Origin of the sequence: Methyloversatilis discipulorum, assembly GCF_018780585.1 — a bacterium.
Taxonomy (GTDB): Bacteria; Pseudomonadota; Gammaproteobacteria; order Burkholderiales; family Rhodocyclaceae; genus Methyloversatilis; species Methyloversatilis discipulorum_B.
In genome coordinates this window covers 31,879-47,322 of the sequence record NZ_JADMJL010000047.1, presented here as the reverse complement: position 1 = coordinate 47,322, position 15,444 = coordinate 31,879, and the positions used below count along the sequence as shown (strand labels likewise).

At 71.2% G+C, this 15,444-nt stretch carries 5 protein-coding genes; 1 reads left to right on the top strand and 4 read right to left on the bottom strand.

Features of this window, described 5'->3' with window-relative positions; translation table 11 throughout:
- Nucleotides 1–155 precede the first annotated feature (155 nt).
- The 4 genes from IV112_RS18360 to IV112_RS18345 are packed head-to-tail and all read right to left on the bottom strand — an operon-like array spanning nucleotide 156 to nucleotide 13,230.
- Nucleotides 156–869 carry a 4'-phosphopantetheinyl transferase family protein gene (locus IV112_RS18360; RefSeq protein ID WP_304005940.1) on the bottom strand — a complete coding sequence of 238 codons (714 nt, stop codon included), beginning with the start codon at nucleotides 867–869 and terminating at the stop codon, nucleotides 156–158.
- Entirely contained in the window at nucleotides 853–9,687 is an 8,835-nt protein-coding gene (locus tag IV112_RS18355) for a non-ribosomal peptide synthetase (protein ID WP_304005938.1), read from the bottom strand. The genes IV112_RS18360 and IV112_RS18355 overlap by 17 nt, the downstream gene beginning before the upstream one ends.
- Nucleotides 9,688–9,716: 29 nt before the next feature.
- Entirely contained in the window at nucleotides 9,717–11,408 is a 1,692-nt protein-coding gene (locus tag IV112_RS18350; protein ID WP_304005936.1) for a thiamine pyrophosphate-binding protein, read from the bottom strand.
- The gene (locus IV112_RS18345; protein ID WP_304005934.1) at nucleotides 11,392–13,230 is read right to left on the bottom strand and encodes a non-ribosomal peptide synthetase; all 1,839 of its coding nucleotides are present in this window, start codon (nucleotides 13,228–13,230) and stop codon (nucleotides 11,392–11,394) included. The genes IV112_RS18350 and IV112_RS18345 overlap by 17 nt, the downstream gene beginning before the upstream one ends.
- A 237-nt stretch (nucleotides 13,231–13,467) precedes the next feature.
- Here IV112_RS18345 and IV112_RS18340 point away from each other — a divergent pair, with 237 nt between their 5' ends.
- Nucleotides 13,468–15,360 (top strand): B12-binding domain-containing radical SAM protein, encoded by a 1,893-nt coding sequence (locus IV112_RS18340; protein WP_438362259.1) that lies wholly within the window; start codon nucleotides 13,468–13,470, stop codon nucleotides 15,358–15,360.
- The last annotated feature ends 84 nt before the right edge of the window (nucleotides 15,361–15,444 follow it).

Here is a 15,444-nt window from a genome sequence, read left to right as displayed (position 1 = left end):
GACTATGTCCCGAGACAGCACGAAAACGCTTGCGCCGGAACATAGAATCTCCCACACCCTCGGGTTCGGAAAGCGAGCCTGTCGTGGGAGCGAGCTTGCTCGCGATTCCTGCCCGCAGCGAAGCCACGCCCAGGGGCGCAAGAAGGCAACGGCGCCTAAGCGTGCCAGCGCCTGCACACCGCCGTCGTTGGTCCTCCGCTGACGGCGATCGCCGCGACATGACCCGGCGGCGCCGGCAGGTCGCGGCAGTGCAGTGGCGGTAAGGCACTGCCGGCCGGAGCGGCGACGTCGTCGTACGCGGCGGCGTGCACGCTGAACTGCTGCAGCGGGCCGTCGAGGCCGCAGCCCCAGGCTTTCAGGCAGGCTTCCTTGCGCGTCCACAGCGTGTAGAACAGATCGGTGCGCGCTGCTGCCGGGCAGAGGTCGAGCGCCGCTCTCTCGTCCGCCGAGTACACCTGTTCCGCCACCGCGCGCAGGTCGTCGTGCGCGATCACGGCTTCGATGTCTACGCCGAGTTCGCGGCCGCGGGCGATGCCTATCAGTACCGCCCGGCCGGCGTGCGCCAGGTTGAAGCAGAGATCGCTGGCGTGGACGGCGGCGAGACGGGGCTTGCCGTGCGCGTCGCAGTCGATCTGCACGCTGCGCGCGGCGATGCCAAGGCTGCGCGCCAGCACGTCGCGCAGCGACGCGTGTGCGAGTGCGAACAGTGCGCGGTCCTCTTCGCGCTGCAAGCGGGCAAGGCGGACGCGTTCGGCATCGTCGAGCCAGGTGGCGAGCGTGTCGGTCGGCGGCGCGTCGTCCACCCGCGCCAGCCACAGATGGACCTCGTCGACCGCCAGCGCGGGTGTACCGTCAGTCAGTGGCGGCATCGAGCTCATCCAGTCGCTGCCGCAGCATCTGCGCGATTTCGTGCACGCGCGGCGGCTTCACCATCAGACCGTGACTGCCTTCCACCGGGTGCTGTACCAGCGGCCCGGTGACCCGGCTCGACCAGCCGAGACAGGGCGCGCTCGCCTCCAGCCGTGACGCGTCGGCGACGTACAGGTCGACGCGGCCGGGATAGGTGGCCGGGCGGTAGCTCCAGTGCGCCCACCAGTGCGCCGACGCGGCGTCCGGGAAACGGCGCGGCGACAGACCAGTGAGCGAACAGACGAGGTGCTGCAGGCGTCGCCGGTCGGTGTAGGGGCGCACCGGCGCGATGAGGCGATCGAACAGACTCCCGTCCGGTGCGCGCTGGTAGGTGCCCGGCGCCCAGGTGTCGAGCAGGCCGAGGAAGTCGACCTGCTCGCCGGCTGCACGCAGTTGCTGCGCCATCTCGTAGGCGACGGTGCCGCCGCTGGAGAAGCCGAGCAGGCGGTAAGGCCCCGCCGGCTGCGCGCTGCGCATCGCACTGACGCAGTCGGCGGCGATGTCGGCGATGCGGCTGCGCGCCGGCTCGGCGCCGCCGACGCCGACCGCGTTCAGTCCCATGACCGGTTGTCCTTCCGGCAGCGCCTTCGCCAGTTCGTAGTAGTGGAACAGGTTGCCGCCTATCGTGTGCACGCAGAACAGCGGACGGCGCGTGCCGCCGGGCCGGATCGGCACCAGCACCGGCCAGCGCAGCGGTGCGCCGGCGCCGCGCAGCAGGCCGGCGATGTCGCGGATGGTGTTGCCGCGGAACCAGAAGGTGTCCAGCGGCAGGCGTACGCCAAAGGTGCGCTCGATCGCGTCGACCAGACGCACGGCGAGCAGCGAATGACCGCCGATGGCGAAGAAGTCGTCGTCGGTGGACAGCCCGTCGCGCCCGAACAGTGACTCCCAGATCGCCAGCAGGTGGCGCTCGGCCGCATCGGTGGGCGCTCGCCTCGTGCGTGGCGCATGGACCGCGTCGGGCGCTGGCAGTGCGGCGCGATCGAGCTTGCCGTTGGCGGTCACCGGCATGCGTTCGAGCGCGATCACGGCGGAGGGCAGCATGAATTCCGGCAGCGTCTGCGCGAGCTGTGCGCGCAGCGCAGCGCCGTCCAAGCGCTCTCCGCTCGCCCAGGCGAACAGGCGGCGCTCGCCGTCGGCTGCGGTGCGCAACATGACGGCGGCCTGATTCACGCCGGGCAGCGCAGCGAGCGCGGCTTCGATCTCGCCCGGTTCGATGCGGAAGCCGCGCAGCTTGATCTGCTGGTCGTTGCGGCCGACGAAGGCGATGCTTCCGTCGTGGCGCCAGCGCACGCGGTCGCCAGTGCGGTACAGGCGTGCGTCCGGGCAATCCGCGAAGGCGGGCGCGACGAAACGCTCGGCGGTCAGCGTGGGCGCGCCGATGTAGCCGCGGGCGAGACCGGCGCCGCCGATGTACAGCTCACCTTCGACGCCGTCCGGTACCGGCTGGCCCCGCGCGTCGAGGATGTAGACCGTGGTGTTGGCGATCGGCCGGCCGATCGGAATGGCGGCCCAGTCTTCTGGCAGCGGGTTCGGAATGCGCTGGCAGCAGGTGAAGGTGGTGCTTTCGGTCGGCCCGTAGCCGTTGATCAGCGCGACGCCCGGCAGGGCCGCCAGCGCGCGCTTCACGTGCGGCAGCGACAGCGCCTCGCCGCCGGTCAGCAACTGGCGCAGTCCACGCAGCGCCGTCGGCCGTTCGTCGATCACCGCGTTGAACAGCGCCGCGGTGAGCCACAGCGTGCTGACGCCGTGCCGTTCGATCGTCGCTTCGAGACCGGCGGCGGTCGCTGCTGCCTCCGGATGGATGACGCAGCGTGCGCCGTGCAGCAGCGCACCCCACAGTTCGAAGGTCGATGCATCGAAGGCCATCGGCGCCAGCAGCAGGAAGGTTTCGTCCGGGCCGAAGTGCGCGTAGTCGCAACCGAACACCAGCCGCGCGATGCTGCGCTGTTCGACCATGACGCCCTTGGGCTGGCCCGTCGAACCTGAGGTGTAGATGACGTAGGCCAGGCTGCGACTGTTGCCCAGCGGCGGCGGATCGGAGGCCGGTTCGGCCTGCAATGTCGCGTCATCGGCGTGCAGCACCTGCACCGCCAGGCCATCGAGGGGCGTGTCGCCCTCGTGCCCGGCGACCACCCACGCGGACCGTGTGTCGCCCAGCAGTCGGGCGATGCGCGCCGCCGGCCAGGCCGGATCCAGCGGCACGTAGGCGCCGCCGGCCTTGACGATGGCCAGCGCGCCGACCACCAGCTCGACGCTGCGCGCTATGCACAGGCCGACGCAGCAATCCGGCCCGACGCCGAGCGCGCGCAGCCGGTGGGCGAGCCGGTTGGCGCGCGCGTTCAGTTCGCCGTAGCTCAGCACCTGTTCGCCACTGATCAGCGCCGGGGCGTCCGGCGCCTGCCTGACGCGGGCTTCGAACAGCGACGCCAGCGTGGCCTCCGCCGGGTAGTCGGAGACGGTGTCGTTACGGTCGATCAGCAGGCGCTGGCGTTCGGCCGGCGTCAGCAGCAGCAGGCTGCCGACGGCGCTGCCTTCGTCGGCCACCATGGCGGCGAGCAGCTGGCGGTAATGACCGGCCATGCGCTCCAGCGTGCCGCGATCGAACAGCGCCGTGGCGTAGGCGAACTGCGCGGCGAGACCGTCAGCGGTTTCGGTCAGGTCCAGCGTCAGGTCGAACTTCGCCACCGGCCGTGCCGCCGGCAGCGCATGGGTCGAGGCGCCGGTCAGCGTCAGCGTTTCGGCCGGCGCGTTCTGCAGCACGAACATGACCTGGAACAGTGGATTGCGGCCGCCTTCGCGCTGCGGCCGCAGCGCCTCGACCAGACGGTCGAAGGGCAGTTCGGCGTGCTCGAAGGCGCCAAGCGAGGTCGCTCTGACCTGCTCCAGCAGTGCGCGCACGTCGGCGTCGACATCGATGCGGGTGCGCAGCACCAGAGTGTCGGTGAAGAAACCGATCAGGTGGTCCAGCTCGGGCTGGGCACGGCCGGCCACCGGTGTGCCGACGGCGATGTCGTCCTGCCCGCCCCAGCGCGCGAGCAGCAGCTGGAAGGCGGCCAGCAGCACCATGTAGAGCGTGCAGCCGGTGCGACGCGCGAGCGCGCGCAGGGCGGCAGTGAGTGACGCGTCGAGTGCGAAGTCGACGCTGCCGCCGCGGTGATCCGCGTGCTTCGGTCGCGGCCGGTCGGTCGGCAGTTCGAGCGCGCCCAGGCCGTCCAGCTGCCGGCGCCAGTAGCCGAGCAGGCGCTCGCCGGCCGGGCCGTCCAGCAGCGCGCGTTGCCAGCGTGCGTAGTCGGCGTACTGCAGCGGCAGCGCAGGCAGCGTGGCGTGACCGCCGTGGCGCGCTGCGGCGTACAGCGCACCCAGTTCGCGGTTCAGCACCGCCTGCGACCAGCCGTCGGAAATGATGTGATGGATGACCGTCTGCAGCACCTCGGCACCTTCGTCGTCGCGCCACAGCGCCACGCGCAGCAGCGGCGGCTGCGCCAGGTCGAAGGGGCGCTCGGCGTGCGCGTCGGCGTCCGCCGCGGCGATCCGCTCGACCACGCAGCGCGCGGCGGCGTCGATGTGCAGATGCGGTCGGCCCTCGCGTTCGACGAAGCCGGTGCGCAGCGCCGATTGTCGGGCAAGCAGCGCGTCGAGCGCCCGCTGCAGCGCATCGAGGTCGAGTGCGCCGGCGATGCGCCAGCGGTTGACGATGTGATACAGCCCGCCGCTGGCGCCCATCCGTTCGATGAACCAGAGGCCCGCCTGCGCATGGGCGCAGGCCGTCTCGAGCGCGCCGGTCGACGGCTGCATGATCAGGTGTGCGGGCGAAGCGTCGTCACGCAGCGCTTCGAGACGGGCGGCCATCGCCGCCACGGTGGGTGCCTCGAACAGCGCGCGCAGCGGCAGCGGCTGGTCGAGCAGCTTGCGTAGCCGGCTGACCAGACGCGCCGCCAGCAGCGAGTGGCCGCCGAGCGCGAAGAAGTCGTCGTCGATACCCACGCTGCGCCGGCCCAGCGCGTCCGCCCACAGCTCGGCCAGCGTCTGCTGCAGCGGTGTGCGCGGGCCGGTGTGAGCATCGGGTGTGTCGTCGCCCGGCGCTGACGGCAGCGCCTTGCGATCGATCTTGCCGTTGGCGGTCAGCGGCAGCTGTTCGAGGACGACGATGGCGCTCGGCAGCATGTGGGCGGGCAGCGTGCGCGCGAGTCCGGTGCGCAGTGCGGCGGCATCCAGATCACGGCCGCCGGCCCAGGCGACCAGACGCTGGCCATCGGCCTGTGCCATGACCGCGGCCTGACGCACGCCGGGCAGGGCCGTCAGCGCGGCCTCGATCTCGCCTGGTTCGATGCGCACGCCATTCAGCTTGATCTGGTGATCGGCACGCCCGGCGAACATCAGCGCGCCGTCGGCGCGCCGGCGCACACGGTCGCCGGTGCGGTACAGGCGCGCACCGGGCGTCGGGTCGAAAGGGTGCGGCAGGAAGCGTTCGGCCGTCAGTTCGGGGCGGCCGATGTAGCCGCGGGCCAGGCCGGCGCCGCCGATGTAGAGCTCGCCTTCGACGCCTATCGGCAGCGGCTGCATCCGCTCATCGAGCACCCAGACGCTCGCGTTGGCGATCGGGTGGCCGATCGGCGGTGGACCGTCGCCGTCGCTGTCGGTGCAGGTCCAGAAGGTGGCGTCGATGGCCGCCTCGGTCGGGCCATACATATTGTGAAGTGCGGCGCCGCAGCGGGCGCGGAAGGTGCGCGCCAGCGCGGCGTCCATCGCCTCGCCGCCGCAGAACACGTGGCGCAGCGCGCGGCATTCCGGCAGCGCCGGTTCGTCGAGTAGCAGGCGCAGCAGCGCCGGCGTGAAATCCCACAGCGTCACGCGCTCATGACGGCTCAGTTCGATCAGTGCGGCGGCATCGCTGCGCAGCGCGTCACCAGCCAGCACGCAGCGGCCGCCAGCGATCAGACAGGCGAACAGCTGGCCGACCGACACGTCGAAGCCGATCGAGGCATGCGCCAGCATGGCGTCGCCAGCGCCGATGCCGAACTGCCCGACCAGCCAGCGCATGCGGTTGCCGATCGCCGCGTGACCGACCATGACGCCCTTGGGCGTGCCGGTCGAGCCGGAGGTGTAAAGCACATAGGCCAGGGTGTCGGCCGTGCCGTCGTGCTCAGGGTTGTGCTCAGGGTCGTGCTCAGGGTCATGGATTGGCTCGTCACGCAGCCAGTCTTCGTCCTCGAGCTGGAGCGTGGTGACGCCCGGGGCTTCCGACAATGCCGCGGTGCGCGTGGTGAGCAGCAGCGTCGCCCCGGCGTCGGCCAGCATCCACAGCGTGCGCGCCGGTGGGTTGCGCGTGTCCAGTGGCAGGTAGGCGCCGCCCGCCTTCAATACGCCGAGCACCGCGGCCACCAGGTCGCAGGACAGTTCGAGCTGCACGCCGACCGGCGTGTCGGCGCCGACACCGCGGCGGCGCAAGGCGTGCGCGATGCGGTTGGCGCGCGCATTCAGTTCGCCGTAACGCAGCGTGCGTCCCGCGTGCACCAGCGCCACGGCGTCCGGTGTGCGCGCGGCCTGCACTTCGAACAGCGCGTGCAGTGTCGCCGTGTCGTTCGCGGTCACCGCGGTCCGGCCGTCCAGCCAGCGCGCCATCGCCTGCACGCTCGGTGCGTCGAGCAAGGCGCCGAGCGGCACGTCGATGCCGAAGCGGGCGCGCAGCCGCGTCGCCAGTCGCGCGGCGAGCAGCGAGTGGCCGCCCAGGTCGAAGAAGCTGTCGCGCGCGCCGACTGCCGGAAGGCCCAGTACCTCGGCCCACAGCGCCGCCAGTTCGCATTCGAGCGGCGTGCGCGGCGAGTCGTCACCGACTGCGGCGGAGTCGGGCTGAGGCAGTGCGCTGCGGTCGAGCTTGCCGTGCGGAGTCAGCGGCAACGCGTCGAGCACGACGATGGCGGCCGGCACCAGATGCGCCGGCAGCGAGCGCTGCAGCCGCTGACGCAGCGCGGCGGCGTCCGGCCGGTGTCCGGCGCCGGTCACGTAGGCGACCAGACGCTCCTCGCGCGCGACGACGACCGCCTGCTCGACGGTCGCGTCGGCGCACAGCGCGGCTTCGATCTCGCCCGGCTCGATGCGGAAGCCGCGCAGCTTGATCTGGTGATCGACGCGGCCGACGAACACCAGTGCGCCGTCGGCGCGCCGGATGACGCTGTCGCCGGTGCGGTAGAGGCGTGCACCGCCGCGCGGGTCGAAGGGATCGGTGACGAAGCGTTCGGCGGTCAGCGCCGGCTTGCCCAGGTAGGCGCGCGCGAGACCGATGCCGCCCAGATACAGTTCGCCGGCGACGCCGGCCGGCACGGGCTGCATCGCTTCGTCCAGTACGTAAGCCTGCATGTTGCTGATCGGCCGGCCGATCGGCACCTGCGCGCCGGGCGCGCCATCACAGGTCCACCAGGTGGCGTCGATCGCCGCCTCTGTCGGGCCGTACAGGTTGTGCAGACGCGCCGTGCTGCGCGCGAAGAAGGCGGCGACCACCGGCGCTTCCAGCGCCTCGCCGCCGCAGAACATCTGCCGCAGCGCCGTACAGGCGGCGAAGCCGGGCTCGGTCAGCAGTGCGCGCAGCAGCGACGGCACCACCTGCATTACGGTGATGCGCTGTGCCTGCATCTGTCGCACCAGCGACGACGGATCACGCTGGCTGCCCGGCTCGGCCAGCACCATGCAGGCGCCGCAGAACAGCGGCGCGAGCAGCTCCCACACCGAGGCGTCGGCCGAGATGCCGGTCTTCTGCAGCACGCGGTCGGATGCGTCGAAGCCGAAGGTGGCGAGCATCCAGTGCATGTGATTGCAGATGGCGGCGTGCTCGATCATCACGCCCTTGGGCTGGCCGGTCGAACCCGAGGTGTAGATGACATAGGCGAGGTCGCGCGGCCCGGCCGACGGCGCCAGGTCGTGCGCCGGCATGTCGGCGCAGTCGTCGGCGTCGAGACAGATCACCGTCGCAGCGCGCGCGGCGAAGCGTGCGCCCAGCGTACGCTGGGTCAGCAGCACCGGCGCCTCGGTGTCGTCGAGCATGTAGTCGATGCGCGCGTCCGGATAGTCCGGATCGATCGGCAGGTAGGCACCGCCCGCCTTCTGGATGGCGACCAGCGCGATCACCAGTTCGAAGCTGCGCGTCATGCAGACCGCGACGCAGCGATCCGGCCCTACACCGAGTGCGCGCAGCCGGTGGGCGAGGCGGTTGGCATGCGCATTCAGCGCGGCGTAGCTGAGCACCCGGTCGCCGCAGGCCAGCGCGGGGGCGTCCGGCGAGCGTGCGACCTGCTGCGCGAACATCGATGCCAGCGTCGCGTCCGCCGGGACGTCGACGACGCCGGCCTCGCCATCGGCGTACATCGGCAGCCGCCCTGCCGGCAGACCGTCGTCGGTCACCATGCCTTCGAGCAGGCGGCGATAGTGGTCCGCCATGCGCACCGCGGTAGTCGCGTCGAACAGCGCACAGGCGTACTCGATCTGCGCATCGATGCAGTCGTCGCGTTCGCTCAGTTCCAGCGTCAGGTCGAACTTGGCGATGTCGCTGCGCAGTGCCTGCGGCTGCGCGGCGACGCCGGGCAGTTGCAGATCCGACCGCGGTGCGTTGCGCAGCGCGAACATGACCTGGAACAGCGGATTGCGGCCCGGGTCGCGCGGCGGCTTCAGTTCCTCGACCAGCTTCTCGAACGGCATCGCCGCGTGGTCGAAGGCGCCGAGCGCGCTGGTGCGCACGCGGTCGAGCAGATCGGCGACGCCGGCCTGCAGGTCGAGCCGGCTGCGCAGCACCAGCGTATTGGCGAAGAAGCCAATCAGGTGGTCGAGTTCGGGCTGGCCGCGACCGGCCACCGGGGTGCCGACGACGACGTCGTTCTGTCCGCTCCAGCGCGCCAGCAGCAATTTGAAGGCGGCCAGCAGCACCATGTAGAGCGAGCAGCCGTGGCGGCGGGACAGTGCGCGCACCTTGCCGGTGAGTGCGGCGTCGAGACGGAAATCCAGCGTGGCGCCGCGGTAGTCCGGCTGCGCCGGGCGCGGGCGGTCGGTCGGCAGCGCAAGCTGCGGCAGTCCGGCCAGCGTGTCGCGCCAGTAGCCGAGCAGCGCGTCGTACGCGCTGCCGTGCAGGCGCGCGCGCTGCCAGTGCGCGAAATCGGCGTACTGCAGCGGCAGCGGCGGCAGTGCGGCATCGTCGCCGCGCAATGCGGCCGCGTACAGCGCACCCAGCTCGCGCTGCAGCACGCCTTGCGACCAGCCGTCGGACACGATGTGATGGGTTACCAGCTGCAGCCGCTGCGCGCCGTCATTCGCGCGCCACAGCGCGGCGCGCAGCAGCGGCGGCTGTTCCAGATCGAAGGGGCGCTGCGCGTGCGCGTCGGCCTCGGCGGCGGCGATCCGTTCGAGCGGACAGTGCGCGTGCGCGGCGATGCGCTGCACCGGTTCGCCGTCGACGGCGGGGAAGCCGGTGCGCAGCGATTCGTGCCGCGCCACCAGCGCGTCGAGCGCCTGTTGCAGCGCTGCTTCGTCGAGCGTGCCGTCGAGCCGCCAGCGGCTCACCACGTGGTAGAGCGCGCTCGACCCTTCCCACTGTTCGAGGAACCAGGCGCGCGCCTGTTCGCAGGAACAGGGCTCACCGTCGGCCGCGCGCGGATGCGCACGCAACTGCGACGGCGTCGCCGAGGCCGCCTGCATGCGCGCACGCAAGGCTTCGAAGCGCGCGCTGTCCAGCCGCCCGCTGCGCGCGACCGGTCCGCCGGTCAGGGCGTCCTGTCTGCCGATATCACCCACGACGCATCCTCATGCGCTCCCCCTCGCGATCAGCTTGCCAGCGGATCGACCTGTAGTTGTATCAACGCCGGCCCGTCACCGCCCAGTGCCCGCGCGAGTGCTGCCGGCAGCGTTGCCGGAGTGTCCGCCTGTTCGATGCGCACGCCGAGCTGCTGTGCCATCAGGTCGTAGCGCAGGCCTTCACGGTAGGCCAGCAGGCGTTCGCCATCGCCGGCCGGAAAGGCCTTGCGCTGACGGCGTTCGCCGGACGGGCCGTCGTTGTTCAGCAGTATGACGACGAGCTTGAGGCCGTGCCGCACCGCTGTTTCGAGTTCGAAGAAATTGAGACCCAGCGCCATGTCGCCGGTGACCAGCACGACCGGCTTGCCCCTGCCGGCGCGTGCAGCGGCGATCGCGAACGGCAGGCCGCTGCCCATGCAGCCACTGGTGCCCGGCGTCAGTCGCGACAGCGGCTCGCGGGCAAGGATGTGTTTCTGTGCCGCCAGCAGCGTCACGTTGCCGTCGAGCACGGTGATTGCGTCGGCAGGCAGTGTGGCGGCCAGTGCCGCCGCGACCTCGTCCGGTGTCGGCCGGTCGGCGGCTGCGGCGGATGGCGCTGCGATGACGCCGCCCGTGCTGTCCGGCACCGGCGCAGGAAGGGGCCGGAGCTGCCGGATCCGCTCGAGCAGGGCCGGCAGCAGCGTGCCGGCGCGACCGGCCAGCGTCAGCGCGCGCGGCGGGCCCTCGGCGAAGGCGGCGTCGCAGCAGTCGATCTGAACGATGGGGGTGCCGGGGCGGATTTCCGCGCCGTAGCGGAAGGTCCAGTTCAGCCGCGCGCCGACCAGCAGCACGCAGTCGGCGGCGGCCAGTGCGCGGCCCTGTTCGGCGGTGCGCGACAGCGGGTGATCGTCCGGCAGCAGACCGCGGCCCATCGGCGAGGCGATGAAGGGCAGTTGCAGATGGTCGACCAGCGCGCGCAGCGGACGGTAGGCGTCGTCCCAGCGCACGCCCTTGCCGAACACCAGCAGCGGCACGCGTGCGCCGAGCAGCAGGTCGGCGGTGCGATCGAGGGCAGCGGTGTCCGGTGTCGTGTCGGCGGGTGGTGCGCCGATGTCCGCAGGTGCAGCGACGGCGAAGCCGCTCAGGCTGTCTTCCGGCAGGTCGACATGGACGGCGCCCGGGCGTCCGTCGCAGGCGATGCGGGCGGCGGCGGCCAATGTGCGGCCGATGTCGGCGGTGCTGCCGGCGCACAGACAGTCCTTGGCCAGCGGACGCATCACGCGCATGCCGTCCAGTTCGGTGAAGGCGCCCATGCCGGCGGCGGCCTGCTCGACCGCACCGGCGAGCAGCAGCACCGGCCAGCCATTGTCCTGGGCGACCTGCACGCCGGTCATCGCATTGGTCACGGCGACGCCGCTGGATACCATGGCCACTGCGGCGAGGCGGCCGGTGATGTAGTTGTGGGCGGCGGCCATCATCACCGTCGCCTGCTGGTGTCGGGCGCCGGTGACGGTCAGGCCAGCGCGTGCGCAGGCGCCGATCGTCTCGTCGATCGGCAGGCCGGGCATTGCGTACAGATGGGTGATGCCGAGTGCGGCCAGCGCCTGCGCGACCGCGTCGTGACCGCGCACGCGGCGCGCTTGTAACGCGTCGCGCAGGGCATCGCGATGCGCCGGCGCGAGCGCGGCCAGGCGGTCGAGCACCGCGTCGGTCCGGCGCTTCCGATCAGACGGGGCGCGCATCCTGTTCGTCGCCGGCTGCGGGCAGCGGCGCCAGTTCGTCGAGGATGCATTCGATTTCGGCGATCACCGACGGGTCCAGTGTCTGCCGTACCGCGTCGGCGAGGGTGGCGACTGTCGGGTGGCGGAACAGCAGCGCAGTCGGCAGATCGACCGGCAGTACCGACACGATGCGGGCGACCACGCGGGTGGCTTTCAGCGAGTCGCCGCCGAGCGCGAAGAAGTTGTCGTGCACGCCGATGTCGCCGCCCAGCACTTCCTGCCAGCACTGGACGAGGATGTCCTCGACCACGTCGCGCGGCGCGACGAAGTCCGGCGTGCGCAGCGCCTGCAGTCTTTCGGCCAGACCGATGCGCTGCACCTTGCCGGTCGGTCCCTTCGGAATTTCGGCCAGCAGCAGCACCTCGCTCGGTACCTTGAAGTCGGCCAGCCGGTCGAACAGGAATGCGCGCAGGGCCTCCGGACCGATGGTGCTGCCCGGCCGCGGCACGACGGCGGCGGCGACGTCCTCGCCCAGCGTCGGGTGCGGCACCGCGAAGGCGACTGCCTGGGCGACGTCGGGGTGAGCGAGCAGCGCCTCGTCGATTTCGCGCGGCGTGATCTTCTCGCCGCCGCGGTTGATCATTTCCTTCAGCCGTCCGGTGATGTGCAGATAGCCATCGACGTCGACATAGCCTTCGTCGCCGGTGCGGAACCAGCCGTGGCTGAAGGCGCTGCGGTTGGCCTCCGGGTTGGCGTGGTAGGCGCGCATCACGTTGGCGCCGCGGATGGCGATCTCGCCGCGCGTGCCAGTGGCCAGCAGCGCACCGGCGGCGTCGATAACAGCGATTTCCGGGCCGGCCGGCAGACCGACCGAACCGGGCTTGCGCACGGCCGGCGGCAGCGGGTTGCTGGCCATCTGGTGCGCCGCCTCGGTCATGCCGTAGGCTTCGATCACCGGACAGCCGAAGTGCGCTTCGAGTGCGGCCAGCGTGGCCGGCGCCAGCGCCGCCGACGACGAGCGCACGAAGCGCAGCGGGCGTTGGGGCCGGCGTCCGTCGGCGGCGGCGAGCAGGGCCTGGTGCATGGTCGGTACCGCCGAATACCAGGTGGCGCCGCAGGCATCCAGCCAGTCGAAGAAGTCGGGCAGGCGCAGTGCCGGTGCGCACATGGTGCGGCCGCCGGCGGCCAGCGGCGCCAGCAGGCCGGCGACCAGACCGTGGATGTGGAACAGCGGCATCGCGTTCAGTGCGCAGTCGTCAGCGCCGAGTTGTAGCGCGGCGACGATGTGGGCCATCGACGCGGCGAGGTTGGCGTGGCTCAGCGGCACCTGCTTCGGACGCGAGGTGGTGCCCGAGGTGTGCAGCACCAGCGCGATGTCGTCGGACACCGGTGTCGGCGGCAGCGGCGCGTCGCCGGTCGCCCACAGCGCTTCGCCCGCCTCGATCACCGGCAGACCGCGCTGCGCCGCGATTTCGCGCGCCAGCGCCGGGCTGTCGCCGGTGACGACCAGCGCACGTGCGGCCAGGTCGTCGAGGTAGAAGGCCAGTTCGGCCGGTCCGTACTGCGGATTGAGTGGCGCGCAGGCGGCGACGCGCATCGTGCCCAGCACGGCCAGCGCCATGTCGATGCCATTGGGCGCGAGCACCGCCACCCGGTCGGTCGGCGCGATGGCGAGCGCGCGGAGCCGCCGCGCCAGCAGGCGGGTGCGTCGGGCGAGCTCGGCGCGCGACAGGCTGCTGCCGTCGCTGCGCATCAGCGCCGCGCGGTCACCGGCATCGGCCGCCAGTGCCTCGATCAGCACTGCGACGGACAGCGGCCCGGCTTGGGTAGGTGATTCGGGCATCGTGGCCTCTCTCCTCGGTACGGCGTCGACGGACCTTCGCGCTCGTATCGCCGTGATGGTAGGGGTGTGCAGCGAATTGCCGAGTAAATATTTGGGAACCAGGCGTGGTCACCGATGCCGCGAGCGGTCAGTCGTGAGGTATTGCGCGGATCGGCGCGCCTTCGGGTACGCTGCGCGGCTTGTCGCACCGCCGTATCCACCATGAGCGCGCCCGCCTCCTCGACCCCGTCGCCCCGTGTGCTGTCCGTCATTCCGCCGATGACGCAGCTGAACACGCCCTATCCGTCCACCGCCTACCTGACCGGTTTCCTGCGCTCGCGCGGCGTCGATGCGGTGCAGGAGGATCTGGCGCTGGCGCTGGTGCTGGACCTGCTGTCGCGCGACGGTCTGGTGGCGCTGCGCGAGGCCTGCGAGGCGCTGCCGCAGAAGAAGCGCCCGCGCGCCGCGGCCAGTTTCGCGGCGCAGCATGCGCGCTACGCGGCGACCATGGCGCCGGTGCTCGCCTTCCTGCAGGGGCGCGATCCGACGCTGGCGCACCGCATCGTGTCGCGCGGTTTTCTGCCCGAAGGGCCGCGCTTCGAGTCGCTGGAGGCCTACATCGACCCGGATGGCGGCGATCCGCTGGCCTGGGCCTTCGGTGCGCTGGGCGTGCAGGACCGCGCACGCCATTTCGCGACGCTCTACCTGAACGACGTCGCCGATGCGATACGCGAAGCCGTCGACCCGCGCTTCGAATTCGTCCGCTACGCCGAATCGCTGGCGCAGAGCCAGCCCAGCTTCGATCCGCTGGCGCAGGCGCTCGCTGCAACGCCCACACTGGTCGACGGCGCGCTCGACCGGCTGACGCGCGAAGCGCTGGCGCGCCACGCGCCGCGGGTGGTGCTGCTGTCGGTGCCCTTTCCCGGCGCGGTGTACGCGGCCTTCCGCATCGCGCAGACGATACGGGCGGTCGATCCGTCCATCGTCACCGTGCTCGGCGGCGGCTTCGTCAACACCGAACTGCGCGAGTTGAGCGAGCCGCGCGTGTTCGACTTCTTCGATTACGTGACGCTGGACGCCGGCGAGCGGCCGCTGCTGGCGCTGCTCGACCACCTCGCTGGTGGCCGCTCGCGACAACGGCTGGTGCGCACCTTCCTGCGTGAAAGGGAGGAGGGCGGCGGCGCAGTGAAGTACGTGAACTTCGTCGAGCCGGACATTCCGTTCGATGAGGTCGGCACGCCGACCTGGGCCGGTCTGCCGCTGGACCGCTACCTGTCGCTGCTCGACATGCTCAATCCGATGCACCGGCTGTGGTCGGACGGGCGCTGGAACAAGCTCACGGTGGCGCACGGCTGCTACTGGAAGAAGTGCAGCTTCTGCGACGTGAGCCTCGACTACATTTCGCGCTACGACGCGGCCAGTGCAAGCACGCTGGTCGATCGCGTCGAAGCCATCATCGCCGAGACCGGGCAGACCGGTTTCCACCTGGTCGACGAGGCGGCGCCGCCGAAGTCGCTGCGCGCTTTCGCCGCCGAACTGAAGCGGCGCGACGTGAGCATTTCATGGTGGGGCAATATCCGCTTCGAGAAGTCGTTCACGCCGGAGCTGTGCCTGGAACTGGCCGACAGCGGCTGCATCGCCATTTCCGGCGGACTGGAAGTGGCGAGCGACCGGCTGCTGCAGCTGATGAAGAAGGGCGTGTCGGTCGAGCAGGTCGCGCGCGTCACGCGCGGCTTCGCCGACGCCGGCATTCTGGTGCACGCCTATCTGATGTACGGCTTCCCGACGCAGACGGTGCAGGACACGGTCGATGCGCTGGAGTATGTGCGCCAGCTGTTCGAGCACGGCTGCATCCAGAGCGGCTTCTTCCACCGCTTCGCCTGTACCGTGCATTCGCCGGTCGGCATGCACCCGGAGGACTACGGCGTACAGCTGCTGCCGCTGCCGCCGGTCACCTTTGCGAAGAACGACGTTGGCTTCATCGACCCGGTCGGCACCGACCATGACGCGATGGGCGCGGCGCTGAACAAGGCGCTGTACAACTACATGCACGGCATCGGCCTGGACGAGGACGTGCGCGCCTGGTTCGGCGGTCGCGTGCCGAAGACGCGCGTGCCACGCCATTTCATCGAGCGCGCGCTCGCCGGCTGACACAGTCCGCACAGGCGTGCCGGCATCTGGACGCGTCGAAGCGTGCTGGGTATGCTGATCTGCGACCGCCGGCCACAAGCCGGT

Coding starts and splice junctions, on each gene's coding strand:
- IV112_RS18345 (WP_304005934.1), bottom strand. CDS start 13,230: ATGCCCGAATCACCTACCCAAGCCGGGCCGCTGTCCGTCGCAGTGCTG.
- IV112_RS18360 (WP_304005940.1), bottom strand. CDS start 869: ATGCCGCCACTGACTGACGGTACACCCGCGCTGGCGGTCGACGAGGTC.
- IV112_RS18350 (WP_304005936.1), bottom strand. CDS start 11,408: ATGCGCGCCCCGTCTGATCGGAAGCGCCGGACCGACGCGGTGCTCGAC.